The sequence below is a fragment of the Rickettsia endosymbiont of Nabis limbatus genome (assembly GCF_965196655.1).
GTDB lineage: Bacteria > Pseudomonadota > Alphaproteobacteria > Rickettsiales > Rickettsiaceae > Rickettsia.
In genome coordinates this window covers 839,423-860,312 of the sequence record NZ_OZ239771.1, presented here as the reverse complement: position 1 = coordinate 860,312, position 20,890 = coordinate 839,423, and the positions used below count along the sequence as shown (strand labels likewise).

Here is a 20,890-nt window from a genome sequence, read left to right as displayed (position 1 = left end):
ATTTATTAGATAGTATAGCTTTCGCAAAACCTTAAATATTTTTAAAATATTCTTGGTCTCTGATAGTTTTAATAATATTATTATAAAAAAATTTTGCAAGATTTTATAGCATGAATAAATTAAATAAAAACTCTTTACAAAAGAAACTTTTTTATCGTAGTAAAAATCGCGGTTGCAAAGAAATGGATTATATATTAGGCAATTTTGCTAATCTTTATCTATCTTTCATGGCGGAAGAAAAACTTTTAAGCTATGCTTTAATACTTGATCAAAATGACAATGATCTATATAATTGGATTACTAATAAATCTTCCGTTCCTTCTAATTTAGATGCCGAAATAATGGAGCAATTACGCAAAATAATAAAAATATAATTTCCCATCATACATGTTACAACAAAAATTTCCATCTACTGCTAAATCTTTCTTCACAATTGATAGCTTTATAAAGAATTCTAAGCAAGATTTTATATTAGTTACAAGCAATGAAGAGGAGGCGTTGCAATTATACAAGCAAGCTTTATTTTTTTTACCAAGCGAAAATATATATTATTTTCCGAGCTATGATACAATTCCTTATGACCATACGTCACCAAATTGCAATATTCTATCTAAGCGAGCCGAAACATTAACCAAACTTACGACCAATAAAGGAAATAAATTAGTCATTACTCACGCAACGAACTTATTGAATAAATTACCGCCTAGAGATTTCTTTGCTAAATATTATCTAAAACTATTTCCTAAAATGAAGCTAAGTGCAAATGAGCTTAGTAAGTTTTTGGTAGAAAGTAGCTTTACAAGAAATGCAAGTAGCGTTGATGTTGGAGAATTTGCAGTTAGGGGCGAAATTGTTGACTTAATACTACCTGAATCTAAAGGCTATAGAATTAATTTTAGCTGGGATCATATCGAATCAATTAAACAATTTGATATTGATACACAAATCTCAACTAAATCATTTAATGAACTAATTATTAGTCCGGCAAATGAAATAGTTTTAAATCCTGAAACAATCAGTAATTTTAAAGATAATTACTTGCGTAATTTTGGAGTTAACCATACCGATAATCCTTTATATGAAGCAATAACCGGCGGAAGAAAATTTTCAGGATATGAGCAGTTACTACCTCTATTTTATGATAACTATTCGGATCTAACAGATTATCTTAACAATCCAGTCATTATCTTTGATAATCTAACAAAGCAAGCTATTTTAGAATTCGAGCATAGCTATAACGATTTTTATAAAGCAAGGCTAGACGCCAATAAACTTAAATTTAACAGTTTTTACCCTACTCTTCAGCCTTCTGCACTATATTTTACTTCTCTTGAAACTATAGAATTACTTGAGCAGGAAAATAATATCCTAATTAGTTATGAAAATTCTGAGCAGGCTAGCATAGTTGAAAATATAGCAGCTGCAAGCTTTGTAGAAAAGAAAACTATTTTTGATAAGCTGTTTGAAGTTATTAAAGCTAATTCTCGTAAGAAAATTATTATATGCTCAAACGTTTTAAGTAGCTTTGAAAGAGTTAAAAGTATAATCGAAAATTATGAATATAGTTATAATGAAATAGAGTACTTGGAAGAGGCAAAACTTGGTGCAATAAATATTGCCATATTACCTTTAAATCAAAGCTTTTCTACTCCTGAATATTTATTTATTGCAGCTAGTGAGTTGTTAGAAGAAAAAGTAATCGTCACAAATACTAACAAAAAGCTCAAAAATATTTTACTTGAGCTTGATCATTTAGCTGAAGGGGAACTGATAGTACATAAGGATCATGGTATAGGACAATTCTTAAAGCTTGAAGCTTTAGAGATTAAAGGCAAGCTTCATGATTTCTTAAAAATTCTATATGCCGGTAATGATAAGCTATATATACCAGTTGAAAATATTGAGGTAATAAAGAAATATGGCAGTGATGTGGCACAGATTGATAAGCTCGGGAGTGTCTCATGGCAAAAAAATAAGGCTAAGCTTAAAAAGCGTATTAAGGAAATTGCTTTGCACTTAATGCAAATAGCTGCCAAAAGAAAGCTTAATACCACTGCTGCTATTGAATTTGACCTTGAAGAATATGATAAATTTTGTGCTAAATTTCCTTTTACTGAGACTGAAGATCAATTAAACGCAATAAATGAGATTAGAGAAGATTTAAATACCGGCATGTTAATGGACAGGTTAATATGCGGTGATGTTGGCTTTGGTAAAACAGAAGTAGCAATGCGTGCAGCTTTTATGGTTGCTAAATCCTTAAACGAGAATTTACCACAAGTGGCGGTTGTCGTGCCAACTACTATCCTATGCAGCCAACATTTTGCAAGGTTTACGGAAAGATTTAAAGATTTTGGCTTAAATATCAAGCAATTATCTAGCGTTGTTAGCCCCAAAGAGGCAAAGACTGTAAGATCAGAACTTAAGAGCGGTAAGATAAATATAATAATAGGTACGCATTCTTTACTGCATAAAGTCACTAAGTTTTGTAATCTTAAGCTATTAATAATAGATGAAGAACAGCATTTTGGCGTCGGTCAAAAGGAATTCCTTAAATCGCTAAAATCTTCTACCCATGTGCTTGCAATGTCTGCAACTCCAATACCTCGTACTTTACAAATGTCGATGACTGGTTTAAAAGAGCTAAGCATTATCGCAACACCTCCGCTAAACAGGTTGGAAGTTCGTACCTCTGTTATGCCGTTTGATCCTGTTATTATTAGGGATGCATTACTGCGTGAGCATTTTAGGGGCGGTAAAAGCTTTTTTGTCGTTCCAAGAATTAACGATATAGAAGATATTGAAAAGCAATTAAAGCAAATCGTCCCTGAATTAAGTTATAAAGTCGCACATGGTAAAATGTCACCGAATAAAATTGATGAGATTATGAGCGAGTTTTATGCCGGCAAATTCGATATATTAATCTCAACAACTATAATAGAGTCAGGAATTGATATACAAGACGCTAATACTATGATTATCCATAAAGCCGATATGCTGGGGCTTAGTCAATTATATCAGTTACGAGGCAGAATTGGGCGAGGTAAGATGCGAGGTTATGCCTACTTGACCCTGCCAAGTCACAAGAAAATGACGCCACATAGCTTAAGGCGTTTAGAGATAATCCAGAATAGCTGCGCTCTCGGTTCAGGCTTTACTATCGCAAGCCATGATATGGATTTACGGGGTTTCGGTAATTTAATAGGTGAAGAGCAATCAGGGCAAATTAGAGAAGTCGGAACAGAGCTTTATCAAGAAATGCTGGAAGAGCAGATAGCTATTTTTAAAGATGAGCCGATAAGTGGTGAGCAGCCTTTCATTCCGACTATTAATTTAGGTTTATCGGTCTTTATCCCTGATAATTATGTATCAGATTCAGTTCTAAAGCTTGGTTTATATAGAAGAATAGGTAATCTAAACGATGATCTAGAAGTAGAGAAATTTAAAGATGAAATGATTGACAGATTTGGCAGCCTGCCAACTGAATTTAATAATTTACTTGATATTGTCAAAATAAAATTATTATGCTTTAAGTTGAACATTGAAAATCTAGACTCAGGCGATAACGGTTTTGTAATTAAATTTTATAAAAACGCTGATATGGCTGATAAAATTTTAAAATTTGTCAGCACCTATACAGCTAATGCAAAAATTAAACCTGATAATAAATTAGTATTTATCAAGAAGTTAGTAGGTAAGAATATAATTGCTGAGGCGAATCAATTACTATGGAATTTATCGGAGGTTTAAACTGTTTTCTATAACTTGAAAGATAGAAGACAAAAAACTGCCTTCTATCTTTAATAAATTTAGAGTACTTATTGATTTTCTATATTCAAAACCGCACTTTCAGCTAATAATGGTATATTTTGATTTTCATTATTTATTTTACTAACCTCAGCATAAACATGGTCTTCTTGTGCGTTGTCTTGCGGCACAGAATAATGACTATTATTTGATAGGTTAAACACTGAAGGTATTACTTTGTTAGAATTTGAACCAGCTGATGATGAACTATCTACTTTATTATTGTATGAAAATGGATATGGCAATTCTAGGCTTGGTTGTACCAGCATAGACTGTAATTCTAAACCATTATCTATTGTAGTATTACTTTTTTGCGTACATTTTCCTATACCGTATCCTATACCTGCACCGACTAATCCCACTGTTGTTACGACAGCTGTTAAAATACTCCAAATAGGTACTTTAGCACCTAAAATATCTATTTCTTGTGTAAACCAATTAGTATTATTATCTTGAGAAGCGTTGGGGGATAATTGAGTATTATTAGGAATTTGAGAAATAGCCCATTGCTGTAGAGCGTTTGTTACCGATGTAGCAGAACAATCTTCAAGACCTAAAAACTCGGCTACATCATTTAAAGTTAATGTATTATATGATTCGCCGCCGGTGGCAATATCATATTCTTTACCAAAAATATTTGTAGTATCGTTTACAATTTCTTTAGGCTCCAATAATAAATTTTTATCAACCATACCTATAATTGTAGCAGGATTTTCACAAGGTTTAACTGAAGGATGATTATTTAAAAATTTATAAGTATAATCTATAACGCATTTAGTAGTTTTCATAATTATCCCATCTTGATGCTCAGAATTATAAAAAGATGAAAAAGTTTCATTTGCTAAACTATGTGTCCCCACTATTAAATCATTGATTTTTGTTAAAATTGTTTTGGAAAATAAAGGAACAAGGCATTTAAAATTCATTAGTTAACTCTTTTTTTATATTAATTAAATTCATGATAACTAAGCTGATTACTATAAGCTTAGTACCATGAAATATGGTTATATAAATTAACATAAGGTAATTGTCAATAAATTTTAAAGTATTATTTACATAATCATTAATAAATGTTATTAGAAATGAGTTTAAATAAATTATTTTTTTAAAAACAAATCAAAAAAATACAGCATATTTTTTTAAGTGTTATATAATAAGGCTAATATTTAGCTCAACGCATTCATTTATGAACTATAAACTATTATTTGGGAAATCTAACTTAACTGGCTTGTCAGCTAATTCTAAAAATCTTAAAAAAAACGATGCCTTTTTTGCTATTAAAAATGGGAATGCTTTTATTGCAGAGGCTTTAGATAAAGGGGCAGCGTTAGTAATTACTGACGATAAAAAAACTATCGCTACAGATAAAATAATTTATGTAAAAGATGCTCAAGCAGCTTTATACGAAGCTATAGAAATTTTTTATCCTAAAAAACCTAAAACTATGATAGCCGTAACTGGCACTAACGGCAAAAGCTCGGTAGTATCATATATAGCTCAAATATATTCGTTACTTGGGCAGAAATCAGCATCAATAGGTACAATAGGCGTGGAAGTTTTTGGCATTGATAATTTTAATGAGCCCATAGGCGGACTAACTACACCTGACTATTTAAGCTTTAGAAAAATCGCTCATAAACTAGCTGAAAATGGTATAAACTATTTAGCATTTGAAGCCTCAAGTCACGGCTTAGATCAGCAAAGACTTGGTGACTTAAAAGTAAATATTGCATGTTTCACTAGCTTTAGCCAAGATCACCTTGACTATCATCACACCAAAGAAAATTATTTGCTTGCTAAATTAAAGTTATTTACTGATCATTTATCAGGAGATGGTATTGCGATATTAAATTCTGATATAAAAGAGATAGACTTTATTAAAGACTATTTAGATAAGCATAAGATAAAATATTTATGTGTTGGGGGAAAAGCTTCTAAGAAAGATAACATAAAAATTACTAAAATTGCCCATTCTTTATATAATCAAATTATTTTCTTTGATTATAAGGAGTCAAACTATGCTTTAAATACAGCTATAATAGGTAGCTTTCAGGCTAGTAATTTATTAATAGCTGGACTTAGTGCTTATTATACTAATTTTGATTTTAGTAAAGTTATAAGTGCTTTGACTAAAGTTAAAGCCGTAAAAGGACGAATGGATCGAATAAAAGATGCTAATATATTCATTGATTATGCCCACACTCCCGATGCTCTTGAAAAAGCTTTAACTGAGTTAAAAAATATTAAAGTTCAAGGTAGTAAATTAAGTGTAATTTTTGGCTGTGGCGGTAATCGTGATAATACCAAAAGAAAGCTTATGGGAAAAATAGCAGCCTCAATAGCAGATAATGTTATTGTGACGGACGATAACCCACGCCATGAAGACCCGAAAGCTATCAGGCAAGAAATTATTAGCGGGATAGCAACAACAAATTACATAGAAATAGCTGACAGAAAAAAAGCTATTAAATATGGGATAAATAATTTAAAAGAAAATGATATTTTACTAATCGCAGGCAAAGGTCATGAAAACTATCAAATTATAGGTGATAAGAAGATAGACTTTGATGATGCTGAGGTGGCTGTGAAATATACGAAAATACTGTCATCCCGTGGCTTGACAAATAACAACAAAAACTTATGATTTGGAATTCTAAAACTTTAAGCGATGCCTTAAGGGTGTCAGTACCGCAATCTATCATCACTAACGAAATACAATTTAACTCTAAAGATGTTAAAAAAGGTGATTTATTTATAGCACTTCAAGGTAATAGAGATGGTCATGATTATATTCAGGATACAATTAATCAAGGAGCATCCGCAGTAATTGTTAGTAAGCAAGTAGATATATCTGACCCAAGCAAGATTATCTTAGTAGATGATTGCCTGAAAGCCCTGGAACAGCTGGCTTTATATAAAAGAAAAAATTCAAACGCCAAATTTATTGCTATAACTGGTAGTGTTGGTAAGACTTCTACCAAGGAGGCTTTAAAAACTTTATTAGAGCATGATGCATTAACTTTTGCTAGCCGAGGTAATTTCAATAATCATTTAGGATTACTTATTAATCTTGCTTCAATGCCTGATGATACAGAATTTGCTATCTTTGAACTTGGCATGAACCATAAAAATGAAATAAGGGAGCTAGTTCAAATATTAAAGCCAAATATAGCTGTGATCACCAATATTTCAGAAGCACATTTGGAGTTCTTTAACTCTCTTGAAGAGATAGCTAGAGCTAAATGCGAAATTTTTGAGAGCTTTGACAAAGATGGAATTGCTGTTATTAATTCAGATACTAATTGTTATGATAAAATCTTATCTACATTAAAAAAGCTATCTATTGATAATATACACAATTTTGGTAAATCATCTTCAGCTGAGTTAATTTTATATAGGGTTTCTGGTGAGCAGGTTCATTTAAAATACAAGATATATGACGCAATTATAGAGACTACTGTACCTTTTATACCTAAGCACTTTGCTGAGAATTATGCCGGTATATTATTGATCATCTTTTTGCTTAATCAAGATTTAAATAAAGCTGCTAGCTACTTAGCCGATATTCGTTTAACAAAAGGTAGAGGCGTAATTATTAGCATAGGAAATAGTCGCATTATTTGTGATTACTATAATGCAAGCTCTGCATCAATGAAAGCTGCATTAAAATATTTAGAACAAATGCCTAGCAAAAATAAGACCACTATAATAGGTGAGATGTTGGAGCTTGGTCAGAATTCAGAAAGGTTACATAAAGAGCTAGTACCTTATATATTAGACTCAGGCTGTTCTAAGGTTTTTTTAGTAGGTACAAACACCAAATATATTCATGATTTATTACCTGAAAAAATAGCTAAAGCATATTTCAAAAATGTTGATGAATTAATTACATCTACAAATGATTTATTCAAAAACGATGAACTTATTTTAATAAAAGGTTCTAGAGGAATAAAACTTGACAAGATTATTGATTATTACACTATAGTAAATTAAACTAACTTATACTTTTAAATTTAAACTAAAATATGTTATACAACCTCTTATTACCTTACATTCATAATTCACATATAGCTAACTTATTTCATTATATAACTTTTCGTAGTGGACTTGCCGTTCTAGTTACTCTTAGCCTTAGTTTTCTTATCGGTCCAAGATTAATAAAGTTTTTACAAGCTCTTCAAAAATATGGTCAACCGATACGTTTAGATGGTCCTGAATCACATCAAGCAAAAGCTGGGACTCCTACTATGGGTGGTATTATGATTATATTATCCAGCTGTTTTTCTACCTTATTGCTTGCTGATTTAACCAATAAATATATTTGGATTACCTTATTTGGTTTTGTTAGCTTCGGTATTATAGGTTTTCTTGATGATTATGCAAAAGTAACTAAAAATAATCATTATGGCGTAAAGGGAAAAAGTAAACTTTTACTTCAAGGTATTATTAGCTTAATAGTATGTATTTTACTAGAATATACAATTGATAACCCTAGTCACATACTTAACGTACCATTTTTTAAAAGTTTAAGTATGGACCTTGGTTATTTATATATATTCTTTGCTATATTCGTTATAGTCGGTGCTTCTAATGCTGTTAACCTCACAGACGGACTTGATGGGCTTGCAACAGTTCCTATTGCTTTAACTGCCGGCTCCTTTGCTTTAATAAGTTACTTAGTTGGAAACTTAATTTACTCAAATTATTTACAATTAGATTATATACCTAATACCGGAGAGTTAACGATTTTTTGTGCGAGTATAGTAGGTAGCTGCCTTGGATTCTTATGGTTTAATGCACAACCAGCAGAGGTTTTTATGGGCGATACCGGCAGCTTAAGCCTTGGTGGTGTACTTGGAATTATCAGCGTTATTACTAAACACGAAATAGTTTTAGGTATTGTCGGTGGATTATTTGTCATCGAAACAATATCGGTGATTATGCAAGTATATTACTTTAAAGCCACTAAAGGCAAGCGAATATTTAAGATGGCACCGCTGCATCATCACTTTGAAAAAAGTGGCTGGGCAGAATCGAAAGTCGTAATAAGATTTTGGATTATCTCTCTCATATTTGTCCTTATTGGATTATCATCTCTTAAGTTACGTTAATATTCATACTACTGATGTATTAAAAAATATTAATTTTATTTGATTTTAAGGTATGAAGAACTCGGCCGCAAGCGACCGAGTTTCAAAACAGGTTAAACTGCTTTGTTTCTTTTTCAATTTTATCCATTGCGTTTATTTGATTTCGTACATATTCACGAATTACCTCATCATTAACGTTACCTACAGTTTCTACAAAAAAACTTTGCGTCCAAAGTTTACCACCCCAAAAATATTTACGCTTTATTTTTGGATAAAGCTTGAAAAAATTTCTTGCAGATATGCTTTTTATTATTTGCATAATATACGACGGAGAAACTTTTGGCTCAGATTTTACTACCATATGAATATGATCAGTAGGTATCTCTAACTCCACTATTTCTATATTATAATCGTAACCAATCTTCTTTATTATGTCATTGCTAAAGTAAAAGGGACCAGTAAATTGCACGAAAAAGGGACCAGAGAATTTGGTGTAACCTAATAAGGTTATAATGTGCAATATTCACTAGATAATTAATTAAAATAAATATCTAGTGATACAATGATAAGAATAAATATGTACACAACAATTATCACCCTTTATAAGCAAGGCAATAGTCAAAGAAATATTGCCAAACTAACGAGAATAGACCGTAAAACAGTAAGAAAAATAGTAAACCGTTATGTAGAGTCTGGTACAGAATCTCCTGCACCCTATGAACGATCTTCAGCACTGGATTCTTGGCACGAACAAATAATTGAGTTATTAGAAAAGAATCTAAGTTACATAAGAATTTTTGAAGAGTTAAAAATTCAAGGTTATACAAAAAGTTATGGTTCGCTAACCCGTTATATCAAAAAATATAAGATACAAAATAACAGTTGCATTCGTTTTCATACTTTAGCAGGAGAGGAAGCACAAGTAGATTTTGGTGACATAGGCTTACAGTATAATTCTAAGGGGCGTAGAGTTAAAGCATATGTATTTAATATGCGTTTAAGTTATAGTCGCCTTGATTATTATGAAGTAGTGTTTGATCAAAGTTGTCAAACATGGATACAATGTCATATCAATGCATTTAATTATTTTGCTGGCAGTCCAAAAGTAATAAAACTTGATAATCTTAAAGCTGGAGTGGTAGATAGCAATTTCTATGAGCCCGTATATCAGAAGGAATACAAACGTTTAGCTGATCATTATGGAATTTTACTTTCTCCTTGTCGTGTATATCAACCTCAAGAAAAAGGCAAAGTAGAATCAGGAATAAAGTATGTCAAAAATAATTTTTTTGCTGGACGTAAATTTCATAGATATGAAGAATTAACACATGATCTTGCTAACTGGTTAAATAAAGCAAATAACCGAATACATGGTACTACTAAAAAAATTCCTCAGGAACTATTTGAGCAAGAAGAAAGTAATAATTTAATGCCTTTACCATTAGAAACGTTTGATTTGTCATCGTGGCATAATCGAAAAGTAGCAAAAGATTGTCATATCACCATAGATAATAATTATTATTCCGTACCGGCAAAATATATATACAGTGAGGTACTGGTACAATTATCACCAAAACTTGTTCAAATATTTTCTATCCAAAATGATTTAATAGCAAGGCACGTTAGAACAGATGGCAAAGGAATATTTACCACTAATCCGTCTCATTATGCCAAATATAAACGTCTATGCCCAGGTTTTATAGAATATAGTGAACATTATCAACAACAAATGCAGCAGATAGTGTCAACAGCGGTCGAAAAATGATACAGATTTTTAATATGCAACGGCTGAAAATTGATACAGTATTAAAGTAATATCTTCTGAATAAGGAGGTAATGAATAATGATAATACTGGAGCAAATAATGGAAATAAAAATATTGAATAAACATGGTAAAAGCTTAAGAAGTATAGCAAGAGAAGTAGGTGTATCAGTAAATACAGTACGTAAATATTTAAAATGTGATGGTAACCCTAAATATAAGGATAGGCCAAAGTTGGTAACAAAGCTTGCCCCATATAAAGACTACTTGAGTGACAGAATAAAATCAGCCCATCCTGTACTTCTACCTTGTACTGTACTGTTTCAAGAGATAAAGGAGTTGGGTTACACAGGCGGGATGACCCAACTCAGGGATTATTTAAGGAGTATAAAGCCTGCAGCTAAACAGGAGGATATGATAAGATTTGAGACTGCTTCTGGCAAACAGATGCAAGTTGACTGGATTGAATTTCGTAAGGGGAAAAGTCCTCTATCAGCTTTTGTGGCTACATTAGGATTTAGTCGAGCAAGCTATGTAGAATTTGTTACTAATGAGAAGCTTGTAACATTAATAGAATGCCATAAGCGGGCATTTGAATATTTTGGCGGAGTGCCAGAAGAAGTACTGTATGACAACATGAAGACAGTAATACTGGATAGGGATACATATGGTCCTGGCATACACCGCTTTAATAAAGGTATGCTGGATTTTGCCAAACATTACAGTTTCCGATTAAAAGTGTGTAGGCCTTATAGAGCAAAAACTAAGGGCAAGGTTGAGCGATTTAACAGATATATAAGAGAAAGCTTTTATAATCCATTAGCAACAAAATTAAAAACTGCAGAGTTAGTGTTGGATGTGGATACTGCAAATTCAGAGGTGCTAAAATGGTTGCGTGATACTGCGAATCGGCGTGTACATGGAACAACAGGCGAAATACCTGCAGAAAGATTAAAGTTTGAAAGGAGCAATCTTCAGCCACTACCATTGGATTATAGTGGTAGTCATCCTGCAGCACTAGAGATTATGGAAGATAAAAGGGAACAATTTTCTACAGTTTCCTTACAACATTCCCTCTGCATATACCAAAGTATACTGGAGGCATTATGAACCTGCAGCACCAACGTATAGAAGAGCTGTGCCGCTCTTTAAACCTTATTCAGATAGCTGAAAATTATTTTGATATTGCACAATCCTCTAGTAAAGAAGACTCAAGTTATACGAATTTCCTTGAGTCAATATTAAAAACAGAGCTGTTGGCACGACAGAATAGAAGTAAATCAATACTCACCAGAATGGCAGGTTTTCCTGCTATTAAAACGCTGGATAATTTTGATTATGATTTTGCTACAGGAATAAAACGCAAGATTCTGGAAGGTCTAAGGTCTCTGTCTTTTGTAGAAAGACAGGAAAATATTATTCTGCTTGGTCCTTCTGGAGTAGGAAAAACCCATATAGCTATTGCTCTTGGTTATGCAGCTACACAATGTGGAATCAAGACTAAATTTATAACAGCTGCAGATTTGATGCTTGTACTGAATGCCGGGCTAAACCAGGGAAACCTGGACTCCATATTCAAAAGAGTCATACTACCATATAAATTACTTATAATAGATGAATTTGGATATCTGCCGTTAAAACAGGAACAAGCTAATCTATTATTTCAGGTTATAGCAAAGCGTTATGAGAAGGGTAGCATAATTCTTACAAGTAATCTTCCATTTGGACAATGGCATAATAGTCTTGCTCAGGATAGTGCTCTTACAGCTGCTATCTTAGATCGTCTGCTTCATCACTCCACTATACTCAATATTAAAGGTGATAGTTTCAGACTTAAGGATAAAAAGAAAGCTGGTCTTGTGCCAATAGAAATTACTAATAAACAGGAGGATAATTTTATGACTTAAATATCAGATAATTTTTTTATGATACTGTATCAATTTTCAGCCGTTGCATATTAAAAATCTGTATCATTTTTCGACCGCTGTTGACAGTTTAACACCGTATCATCAAATATTGTATATCCGTTAGATGAAAAGATAACATCATTCTTAATGTGTTCCCATAACAAAGAAGGAGTATATTTTTCATTTTCTAAAAATCTATTAATAACATCATGGCTACATTTCTTGGCATGTTCAGCGTAGTAGGTTAAACTATAATTCTTTTGGCTAATTGTTAAAAATTGACAGTAATCTGTTCTATTAATTGGTATTGCTTGCAATCTGTTCCTCTTTGACATGTTTAATTATTCTTACAATAATTTATCACTCTTCCACTCATAGCGTAAGTTTTGGTAGTATTTTTAACTGAATCTCGCAATCAAGTTGCGGGATGACAAGATTGAATTGATCCACGCAGCAATATCTCGAAGCAGAAATATACTTTAATATTAAACTCCCCTAAAATTACTGAACTCTACAGATACATCGCCTAATGCTTCAAGACTAATTTGTTGCTCGGTATTTATAGTTTGAGCATCAATTATTTGATTAAGATGATCTTTTAAAGCCAATAATTTTTCTTTAGAATTGTTATTATAATCTATAATATCTTGTATATCTTTATGTATTTTTGATAAATCAGAATCTTCACTTAATTTTTTTATTTTATTATCAATACTATATTCTACTATATTTTTATTAATATTAGCACTATCTTTCATTTTGATTGATAATTCATTAATATCTTCCAGAATCGTTTTTTTTGGTAGAGGTTCTTCAAATTTTTCTTCATCTTCATATGCATCTTGTTGCGTTTGTAATGATTTACATATATCTTCAAAGCCTTCTTGTTTTTTAGCTAGGCTTAGTGCAGATTCACCTTTAAGCTTACCTTTACTAATAACATGGTTAAGAATATCTAATGACTTATCTTCAATCATTCTAGAAATCAACATTTCACAGACTAGCTTCATACCTTTTTGTATAGCTAAAATTAAAAGTGTCCTGTCATCATTATCAATATAGCTAATATTTTCTTTAGGTGCCATTGGAATAAGCATTTGACAAACTGTCTCAAGATTTCGCCCCATAGCTAGGCTTAGTGCAGACTCGCCTTCAAGTTCACCTTTACTAACAACATGGTTAAGAATATCTAATGACTTATCTTCTAATCATTCTAGAAATCAGCATTTCACAAACTACTCTCATACCTTTTTGTGCAGCTAAAATTAAAAACGTTCTATCACTATTATCAATATAGTTAATATTTTCTTTAGATGTTACTGGGATAAGCATTTGACAAACTACATCTAAATAATTCCATATAGCTTTTCTTAATGCAGAATCCTTGTGTCTATTTTCAGTGACATTAATAACTTCATCGGACATTATAGGAATAAGTTTTATACAAACTTGAGGCAAATTTTTATCAGCTGCTAAAGTTAAAGCTGTATTATTTGTTCCAGTTATAGTATTTATAACTTCAAAATCCATTTTTGGAATAAGCTCTATACAAATCTCTCCCCAACCTTTAGCGGCAGCTAATGTTAAAGCTGTGTATTTTTTTGCAGTTATAACATTAATTGCTTCTTTAGACATTCTTGGAGCAAGATTTTCACAAACTTTTTTAAAGCCTCTAGCGGCAGCTAAAGTAAAATATGTTTCCTTTTGTTCTGTATTATCTAGTTCAACATATGTTTCAATAATACTGATATCTTTATCAGACATTCTTAAAACAAGTGCTTCACAAACTGGTCCTAATTTTTTATTGAGAGCTAAATATAAAGGGGTATTCCCGTAATTATTAGGTTTAGCTAATTCCTCATTTTTCATTTTTGGAAAATGATACTCCTCGCAGCAGAGCTACGAGGTATCTATCCAAAAAGTTTTAACTGTTTTTGTTGAAATGCTTTATAAGAAGGTTTGCCTGAACCTTGATTTTTTACATAATTACGTAATTTCCGCTCATCACCATGTTTACATACTGTGCTCATAAAATATCCTTTACTCCAAAACTCACTTCCCCATAATTTTTCTTTAAGATTTGGATATTTCTTAAACATTTCCTTAGATGTAATACTTTTTATGATTTGAGTTATTTTTGTTGGGCTATACATTAGTATTGACTGTAGTAAAAAATGTACATGATCTTTATCTACTCCTATTTCCAAAAATCTAATTTCATAACGAGCTTCTATGTCCTCACAAATTTTACATAAATAATCGTCTAGTTCCTCTTTGAATATTACTCTTCTATACTTTGCCGGTGTTACTAAATGATATATTAGTACTGTGACATTATCACTTTTATGTATATAACTGCTTTCTTCCATGCATCTAGTATATCACGAAGCAGACCTTCGGGGAATTAAACCCTAAGAGATTAAGGTTTAGTCAATTTTTTAAGCATAAGTGTAATCATATTGATATAAATAATATGTTCAGAAGTTTTATAGTTATGCTCATAGTCTTTACTCATACGACGAAAATTATTGAGCCAGCCAAAAGTACGTTCAACTATCCAACGCTTGGGAATCACTTTAAACCCCACTTGATCAACAATTTTACGAGAAATTGTCAGTAATGCTCTTACAGTTAAAAAACACCAAATTTGTAATGCTCCAGCATAACCACTATCTGCAAAAAATTTGATAATACTAGGATATTTTGCTTTTGCCTTGATTATTACATTTTTAGTACCATCTCTGTCTTGTATACCTGCTGAATGTACTTCACATGATAATACTAAACCAAGTGTATCTGTAACTATATGGCGTTTCCTACCCTTAATCTTCTTGCCTGCATCATATCCTCTAGCTCCCCTTTTTGGGTAGTCTTAACAGACTGACTATCTATAATCCCTACAGTAGGAGTGGATTTCTTACTTTCTTTCTCCCTTACTTTTTGGACTAATCTATCATGTATTTCTTGCCATCTACCATTCTTACGCCAACGTAAATAATAGTCATATACTGTTTGCCATGGGAGAAAATCTTTAGGTAATAATCCCCACTGACAACCACTCCTAATTACGTAACGAATGCCATTAATTATATCTCTTATATTATGTTTACGTGACCGTCCTATCTTGCAAGGACCAACAAATGGAGCTAAATGTATCCTTTCTTCTTCCACTATATCACTGGGATACATATTCCTACTTTATTATTTTTTGACAATATAAATTATTTCTTATATCTTTTCAAGACAGGCTCTAAGGAATTGGGTACAATAATAGATAATTATTTACACAATACTTTTTCAGGTAATAAATTCCATGTTAAAGGAGAAAAAGTTATTGAGCAAATAGCTCAGAAATTACCCAAACTTACCACTATAGCTAAAGATTATAAAGATAAAAAATATCTTAAAACTACTATAGGCGTATTAAAGTTATTAGCAGATAAAGATGTACTGAAATTAGTTATTAATACCGCAATAGATCTAATAAAGTATAAAATAGCATTTAAATCTGCAAAAAAATAGGACAAAATATTAAAAAGGAACACTTTACTATAAAACATTCACAACCAACATTATTACCATCAAATATGCCTAAAGGCTTAGCAATAATAATATTTATCTAACTATATTTTGACTTTTTTTATTAGAAAGATTAGGCGTAGCTGTAGGTAAATCAATTTTGATATTTTAAGATTTAGACTTTAAAGCAAGCCGTTTTGAGTCTTCAAATACTGTTTGATCAAATCTGTGCGGATTAATTTTTCTAAGCTCTACTAAAGCAGCTTTATTATTATGTATTTCATTGAGGTTTACGTTTCGAAGTTTAGAGTTGTCTGATATTTTTTTTGTATTTTCATCTACAAAATGCTTTAAACCCGTAACAAATTCATTATTTTTTAAACCTTTTGAAAGAGTAGTAATTTTATTATCTATATGCTTGTTATTTGCCTTAATATGAGTATCTAAAACATTTTCTAATTTTTCTCCCAAATAATCTTTTCCTGAAAAAACTGCTTGTATTTTTTCTAAAAAAGAAGTACCTTTATTACTAACTGCCTGTAACTCATTGATTATTGTGTTATTATATTTAGTTGTATAATCTGTATCTAGTTTAGATAATAATGTTTCTGTAATCTGCTTATTTTTTGCAACATCTAAGTTACTAATCCCTTTTTGTACTGCTTCAAATGACTTAATAGCCTGGTTAGTTTCATAAGTAAAATTCAGTATATTTTCATCAGTCAACTTTTTCTCATCTAGAACACATACACCTTTAACATTAGCTCCATCTTTACCAAAAAAATCGCTGGCATTTCTAGTAATTTGCTGCACTAATGGATCTAATAACTTTTCATTTTTTAGTAAAGCCGAAACTGTATCTTGCGATATTTCTACATACTTATTTATTTTATTTATAAGAGCGTCTTTTTCATCTTTGAATATTGGCTGATTTTCTTTAGCAAAATTAGCATACATAAATATACGGTTTTTTACACGTTCATTTACAAGATTATCTATATTTTTTTGACTTGATAATTCTGCTTCTAACTGTTTAGGAAGCTTTTCCATTTCTTCCTTAATTTCTTTAAAAGCTTGAGGATTATAACCTTCTTTCTCCCATTTTGTTATTTGCTTGTTGTTATTTTTTATAGTTGCAATAATACTTTTAACATCATTTTTCGCATTAGGCTTAGAAGATATATTTTTAGGGTCATCAGGGTCAGAATATATTAGATTTTCAATTGTTTTTTTTACATCAGGATCATTTACATTAATTTCTTTCTTTTTAAATCCCTCGTTAATTAACGCTTGTACTAAATAGTTTTTTGTTTCTTTTAGGTCGTTTCTTAATAATTGTATTAAATCATTTTCTTTATCATTACTTCTAATCTCATATTGTGCTTCCTGTAACTTTATAGCCATATGTTACCTATTATTAAAACATTTGATATATTAAATATTAAAATTTCATAATTTGCAACTTTTTTATCTTTTGATAGAAATATTTAAAAAATTAACAGTGTAAAATAACTAGGATAGATTCTATGAAAATCTCTAATATATATCCAATTTTAAGATACTTTTAGAAATCTTAATAGTTTGGAAAGAAAGCTAATTAAAAACCAGGTCCTCGTGTTCTTACTTTTTGATTTTCTTGGTGAATATCTGGCTTGCCTTTTGAAGATGTTTGAGATTGTTTGGCAAATAATAATTTATCAAATATTTCAGGATTTGCTTTTCTTATTTCAACTAAATTAAGATTAGGATTATTAACTTCTTTCGGCTCAATAGTTTTATTCATTAATTTTGTTAAGCCGGCAGCAATTTGTTCCTTTGTTAAAGCATTTGAAAAGATTTTATTATCAATTTCCTTTTTTACATATTCATCACTTAACGCTGTATATTTACTTACTGATTGTTCTAATCTTTCCCCTAAATAATCTTTACCTGTAAAAATTGATTTAAACTTTTCCCATAAAGAAGTGCCTCTGTCATTAATTTCTTTTAACTCTGATACTATTCTAGAATTGTTGTCAGTTAAATAAGCAGAATCTAAATTCTTTAAAATTGTTCCTGTTTTTTCAATAAGTTTTTCATTTGTACTTTCATATAAAGGGGAAAAGGGTTTTATTACAGGCTCTAATATTTTACTTTCTCGAGTGTTTTTATCTAACCTTTCTGTCAATTGATTTACTGAATCTTCTGCTGCTTTAGAAATTTCTGTTCTATCCATTTCCGATTCTGTGTATGTTTTTTTATTTTTTTTCCCACTGAGAATAAATTCCTTACATTGTTGCAATTTTTGCTGCGATAAAGAATTAGGTAATTTTTTTATAACTGCTTCTAGTAATTTTTCAGTATATATCTCTGTAGGAATCTTATTATTACTCACTTCAACTAATGATTCATTAATTGCATTTGCTAAGGTATTTATATCTTGATTATCAAATTCATTTAGTACAGGTTTCATTGATTCTAAATCTAAACTTACCCTAAATCCTTTTAAGTTACCTTCAATTTTTGCAGCATAAAGTTTAATCTTATCTCTATTTTGCTTTGTAGTTATTGCAGCATTTTGTTTTGCATTTTCATTTATGCTATCAACAAAATCTTGAATTTTCTCTTCTTTAAGATAGGATCTTATAAGATCATAACCTAAATCTAACGCTCCACCAAAATTTTGTACATATTGAAGCGGTTGATCAAAAAAAGAAAGATCTTTAGGTACTAATGACTGATATTGATCAAACTTTCTAATTACTCCTGTAATATCGTTAATTTTATTATTTACTATATTTCTATTTGATGATTGCTGGTTCTTATTATCAATTTTTAAATTTTTTTCTTCTTCAATCTCATTAATTTTTTCATCAGCTACATCTTTCTTTGATAATTGCTGAGCTTGATCATCAATATTTAAATCCTTTTCTTGAATATCCATTATGTCTTTCAGTTGCTGAGCTCTGTCATCAACTTTTAAATTATCTGGCCGAGTAGAAATCATAGCTCTTACCATCCTTTAATTAATAAAGTTTCATTGCTATGATAGCCCTCACACAACCGTGCTTGTGGTTTTCCCACACACGGCTCTTCAATATAGCTATTCTGCTTTGAAGTAGTACCATATAAAGAAAACTTTATTTTTGGCATTGGTAGCGGATTCCACTGCAAATAGTTATTAAACCATTTATAGCTTACTTTTCTACTACCTCTTCGGTTTATCCACTTATGTACCATTTGTACAGTTCTATAGTAAAACTTAGAGATCGATTGAAAATTACCGCTAATACCATAATAATTATAATGTCCTGTTAGTTTTGATTTTAGTGTTGGCCACCATTCTTTCAAAGCTATTTGAGATCTTATTGACTTTAACCATTCTTGAGTTTCTTTTAGTTTTCTTGCAAAACTACTCTTCATTGTCTTATGACCCATTACAAAGTATCCTTGCCTACTTTTTCCACAATAGTGAGTAAAACCAAGAAAGTTAAATGTCTCCACTTTCTCTTTCCTTTTACTTGCTAGTTGCCAAGGGCGTCTACCAAACTTAACCTTCCTTGTTTTCTCTTCTGATATGCTTAATCCAAAAGCTTTTATCCTATCTTGTAGTAAGTTTAAAAATTCTTCTGCATCTTTAGCACTTTCACTACACACCACAAAATCATCACAGTATCTTATTAACTCTACATAGCCTTTAGCTTTTGACTTAAAGACTTTCTCAAACCATAGATCTAAGACATAATGTAAGTAAATATTTGCAAGTATTGGACTTGCTACTGAGCCTTGCGGTGTACCTTGATCACTGCTACTAACAACACCATCCTTAGTTGCTCCAGCTTTTAAAAGCCTTCTTATTAGCCACATAAAATTCTTGTCTAATATTCTTTCTTCTAAACACCTTTGCAACCAATAATGATTTATGTTATCGAAAAATTTTCTAATATCAACTTCTACAACATAGTTGATTGGCTTTTTCATCACTACTTCATTTAAGGCTTTTATTACTGAATGACAGCTTAAGTTAGGACGAAATCCATAAGAGCATTTTAGAAAATCTTGTTCATATATTGCTTCTAACAATTTCTTCACTGCTAATTGCACTATTTTATCTTCAACTGTTGAAATACCAAGCCCTCGCTTTTCTCTGCTGTTAATTTTAGGTATATATACCATTCTAACTGCACTAGCTCTGTAGCTTCTATCTTTTAGTCTCTGCACAAGGTTTTCTACATTCTCCTCTAGATTCTTGCCATATTCTTCAACCGTTACTTCATCTATGCCACAAGCTCTGTTCTTTTTCAGCTCTTTGTAACATTTAATAAGATTCTCCTTATTTACATGATGCACAAGTGCTGTAAATTTTAGCTTCTTATCTTCCTTAGCTTTAGCAGATATAAGTTTAAGTTTACTTTCCATTCTACTCTCTAACCTCCGTGTATTAGTGAATTAAGCGTACTTATACTAACGCTATATTGCTGACCCCTTCCCCATGTACATGGCTTTCCCATGCTCAGAGTACTATGAGTCAGTCCGACTTCCATTGTATCATCCTTTAATTCTTGCTCTTAACAGCTTGTTTTAAAGTACTAACTTGCGTAAGAATACAATGGATCTCCTAGGTTCAGGTAAATTCCATCTTGTAGCGTGTCATGGCCTGCGACTCCGGTAGAGCGATAGTTGCTTGCCTTACCGCAACTACACATCCTGTTTTCCATGAAATGAAGCATGTCAACCTCTACGATATCGTATATTTCGGAGCTTATATCCTTCACTTGCGTTACAACCCACTACATCCCTCCTCTCAGCTTCACATAATTCGTTAC

Annotated in this window: 18 protein-coding genes and 2 pseudogenes; 9 read left to right on the top strand and 11 right to left on the bottom strand. The window is 31.3% G+C overall.

The window, feature by feature from the left end:
* Positions 1-110: 110 nt before the first annotated feature.
* Positions 111-374, top strand: coding sequence for a succinate dehydrogenase assembly factor 2 (locus tag ACOAL3_RS04950; RefSeq protein WP_419235531.1), 264 nt, complete (start codon positions 111-113; stop codon positions 372-374).
* A gap of 13 nt (positions 375-387) precedes the next feature.
* A complete protein-coding gene (mfd, locus tag ACOAL3_RS04945) occupies positions 388-3,750 on the top strand; it encodes a transcription-repair coupling factor (RefSeq protein WP_419235530.1) in 3,363 nt (1,120 codons plus the stop codon).
* Positions 3,751-3,818: 68 nt separating this feature from the next.
* Here the strand turns inward: mfd and ACOAL3_RS04940 are convergent, their stop codons facing one another.
* Complete coding sequence (locus tag ACOAL3_RS04940; RefSeq protein ID WP_419235529.1) at positions 3,819-4,733, bottom strand: hypothetical protein; 915 nt, start codon at positions 4,731-4,733, stop codon at positions 3,819-3,821.
* 260 nt (positions 4,734-4,993) lie between these two features.
* On the opposite strand from ACOAL3_RS04940, the pseudogene ACOAL3_RS04935 reads away from it, so the two are divergent.
* The 3 genes and pseudogenes from ACOAL3_RS04935 (at position 4,994) to mraY (ending at position 8,918) form a co-directional block, all read left to right on the top strand.
* A pseudogene (locus ACOAL3_RS04935) lies at positions 4,994-6,428 on the top strand (UDP-N-acetylmuramoyl-L-alanyl-D-glutamate--2,6-diaminopimelate ligase).
* A 19-nt stretch (positions 6,429-6,447) separates the two neighbouring features.
* Positions 6,448-7,800, top strand: a complete 1,353-nt coding sequence (locus ACOAL3_RS04930) for a UDP-N-acetylmuramoyl-tripeptide--D-alanyl-D-alanine ligase (protein WP_419235528.1) — start codon at positions 6,448-6,450, stop codon at positions 7,798-7,800.
* 32 nt (positions 7,801-7,832) lie between these two features.
* Positions 7,833-8,918, top strand: coding sequence for a phospho-N-acetylmuramoyl-pentapeptide-transferase (gene mraY / locus ACOAL3_RS04925; RefSeq protein ID WP_395476474.1), 1,086 nt, complete (start codon positions 7,833-7,835; stop codon positions 8,916-8,918).
* A gap of 82 nt (positions 8,919-9,000) precedes the next feature.
* On the opposite strand, the gene tnpA (ACOAL3_RS04920) is transcribed toward mraY, so the two are convergent.
* The gene (gene tnpA / locus ACOAL3_RS04920) at positions 9,001-9,366 is read right to left on the bottom strand and encodes an IS200/IS605 family transposase (RefSeq protein ID WP_419235527.1); all 366 of its coding nucleotides are present in this window, start codon (positions 9,364-9,366) and stop codon (positions 9,001-9,003) included.
* A 108-nt stretch (positions 9,367-9,474) separates the two neighbouring features.
* On the opposite strand from tnpA (ACOAL3_RS04920), the gene istA (ACOAL3_RS04915) reads away from it, so the two are divergent.
* From istA (ACOAL3_RS04915) to istB, 3 genes are all read left to right on the top strand, one after another.
* A complete protein-coding gene (gene istA, locus ACOAL3_RS04915) occupies positions 9,475-10,662 on the top strand; it encodes an IS21 family transposase (protein WP_419235526.1) in 1,188 nt (395 codons plus the stop codon).
* Between the two features lie 78 nt (positions 10,663-10,740).
* Positions 10,741-11,769, top strand: a complete 1,029-nt coding sequence (gene istA / locus ACOAL3_RS04910) for an IS21 family transposase (protein WP_419235480.1) — start codon at positions 10,741-10,743, stop codon at positions 11,767-11,769.
* Positions 11,766-12,566: an IS21-like element helper ATPase IstB gene (istB, locus tag ACOAL3_RS04905; RefSeq protein ID WP_419235481.1), complete on the top strand. Its 801-nt coding sequence runs from the start codon at positions 11,766-11,768 to the stop codon at positions 12,564-12,566. Before istA (ACOAL3_RS04910) ends, istB begins: the two co-directional genes overlap by 4 nt.
* Positions 12,567-12,634: 68 nt before the next feature.
* Here the strand turns inward: istB and ACOAL3_RS04900 are convergent.
* From ACOAL3_RS04900 to ACOAL3_RS04875, 6 genes and pseudogenes are all read right to left on the bottom strand, one after another.
* Positions 12,635-12,883 (bottom strand): annotated as a pseudogene (locus ACOAL3_RS04900) (IS701 family transposase); the annotation flags it as partial.
* A gap of 168 nt (positions 12,884-13,051) precedes the next feature.
* On the bottom strand, positions 13,052-13,693 hold the full coding sequence (locus ACOAL3_RS04895) for a hypothetical protein (protein WP_419235524.1): 642 nt from the start codon (positions 13,691-13,693) through the stop codon (positions 13,052-13,054).
* A gap of 70 nt (positions 13,694-13,763) precedes the next feature.
* Positions 13,764-14,435: an ankyrin repeat domain-containing protein gene (locus tag ACOAL3_RS04890; protein ID WP_419235523.1), complete on the bottom strand. Its 672-nt coding sequence runs from the start codon at positions 14,433-14,435 to the stop codon at positions 13,764-13,766.
* Positions 14,436-14,476: 41 nt separating this feature from the next.
* A complete protein-coding gene (gene tnpA / locus ACOAL3_RS04885) occupies positions 14,477-14,935 on the bottom strand; it encodes an IS200/IS605 family transposase (protein ID WP_419234744.1) in 459 nt (152 codons plus the stop codon).
* A gap of 50 nt (positions 14,936-14,985) precedes the next feature.
* Positions 14,986-15,372, bottom strand: coding sequence for a transposase (locus ACOAL3_RS04880; RefSeq protein WP_395477655.1), 387 nt, complete (start codon positions 15,370-15,372; stop codon positions 14,986-14,988).
* The gene (locus ACOAL3_RS04875) at positions 15,369-15,755 is read right to left on the bottom strand and encodes a transposase (protein WP_419235416.1); all 387 of its coding nucleotides are present in this window, start codon (positions 15,753-15,755) and stop codon (positions 15,369-15,371) included. The genes ACOAL3_RS04880 and ACOAL3_RS04875 overlap by 4 nt, the downstream gene beginning before the upstream one ends.
* Positions 15,756-15,824: 69 nt before the next feature.
* Here ACOAL3_RS04875 and ACOAL3_RS04870 point away from each other — a divergent pair, with 69 nt between their 5' ends.
* Positions 15,825-16,088, top strand: coding sequence for a hypothetical protein (locus tag ACOAL3_RS04870; protein ID WP_419235522.1), 264 nt, complete (start codon positions 15,825-15,827; stop codon positions 16,086-16,088).
* A 165-nt stretch (positions 16,089-16,253) separates the two neighbouring features.
* Here ACOAL3_RS04870 and ACOAL3_RS04865 read toward each other — a convergent pair whose 3' ends face one another.
* The 3 genes from ACOAL3_RS04865 to ltrA form a co-directional block, all read right to left on the bottom strand.
* Positions 16,254-17,489, bottom strand: coding sequence for a hypothetical protein (locus tag ACOAL3_RS04865; RefSeq protein WP_419235521.1), 1,236 nt, complete (start codon positions 17,487-17,489; stop codon positions 16,254-16,256).
* Positions 17,490-17,682: 193 nt separating this feature from the next.
* Positions 17,683-19,071 carry a hypothetical protein gene (locus ACOAL3_RS04860; RefSeq protein ID WP_419235520.1) on the bottom strand — a complete coding sequence of 463 codons (1,389 nt, stop codon included), beginning with the start codon at positions 19,069-19,071 and terminating at the stop codon, positions 17,683-17,685.
* Positions 19,072-19,076: 5 nt separating this feature from the next.
* A complete protein-coding gene (ltrA, locus tag ACOAL3_RS04855) occupies positions 19,077-20,483 on the bottom strand; it encodes a group II intron reverse transcriptase/maturase (RefSeq protein ID WP_419234521.1) in 1,407 nt (468 codons plus the stop codon).
* Between the last annotated feature and the right edge of the window lie 407 nt (positions 20,484-20,890).

What these genes read in the sequence shown, in the direction of transcription:
- ACOAL3_RS04950 (WP_419235531.1), top strand. Translation starts at nt 111, where the DNA reads ATGAATAAATTAAATAAAAACTCTTTACAAAAGAAACTTTTTTATCGT.
- mfd (WP_419235530.1), top strand. Translation starts at nt 388, where the DNA reads ATGTTACAACAAAAATTTCCATCTACTGCTAAATCTTTCTTCACAATT.
- ACOAL3_RS04940 (WP_419235529.1), bottom strand. Translation starts at nt 4,733, where the DNA reads ATGAATTTTAAATGCCTTGTTCCTTTATTTTCCAAAACAATTTTAACA.
- ACOAL3_RS04930 (WP_419235528.1), top strand. Translation starts at nt 6,448, where the DNA reads ATGATTTGGAATTCTAAAACTTTAAGCGATGCCTTAAGGGTGTCAGTA.
- mraY (WP_395476474.1), top strand. Translation starts at nt 7,833, where the DNA reads ATGTTATACAACCTCTTATTACCTTACATTCATAATTCACATATAGCT.
- istA (WP_419235526.1), top strand. Translation starts at nt 9,475, where the DNA reads ATGTACACAACAATTATCACCCTTTATAAGCAAGGCAATAGTCAAAGA.
- istA (WP_419235480.1), top strand. Translation starts at nt 10,741, where the DNA reads ATGATAATACTGGAGCAAATAATGGAAATAAAAATATTGAATAAACAT.
- istB (WP_419235481.1), top strand. Translation starts at nt 11,766, where the DNA reads ATGAACCTGCAGCACCAACGTATAGAAGAGCTGTGCCGCTCTTTAAAC.
- ACOAL3_RS04895 (WP_419235524.1), bottom strand. Translation starts at nt 13,693, where the DNA reads ATGGGGCGAAATCTTGAGACAGTTTGTCAAATGCTTATTCCAATGGCA.
- ACOAL3_RS04890 (WP_419235523.1), bottom strand. Translation starts at nt 14,435, where the DNA reads ATGAAAAATGAGGAATTAGCTAAACCTAATAATTACGGGAATACCCCT.
- tnpA (WP_419234744.1), bottom strand. Translation starts at nt 14,935, where the DNA reads ATGGAAGAAAGCAGTTATATACATAAAAGTGATAATGTCACAGTACTA.
- ACOAL3_RS04875 (WP_419235416.1), bottom strand. Translation starts at nt 15,755, where the DNA reads ATGTATCCCAGTGATATAGTGGAAGAAGAAAGGATACATTTAGCTCCA.
- ACOAL3_RS04865 (WP_419235521.1), bottom strand. Translation starts at nt 17,489, where the DNA reads ATGGCTATAAAGTTACAGGAAGCACAATATGAGATTAGAAGTAATGAT.
- ACOAL3_RS04860 (WP_419235520.1), bottom strand. Translation starts at nt 19,071, where the DNA reads ATGATTTCTACTCGGCCAGATAATTTAAAAGTTGATGACAGAGCTCAG.
- ltrA (WP_419234521.1), bottom strand. Translation starts at nt 20,483, where the DNA reads ATGGAAAGTAAACTTAAACTTATATCTGCTAAAGCTAAGGAAGATAAG.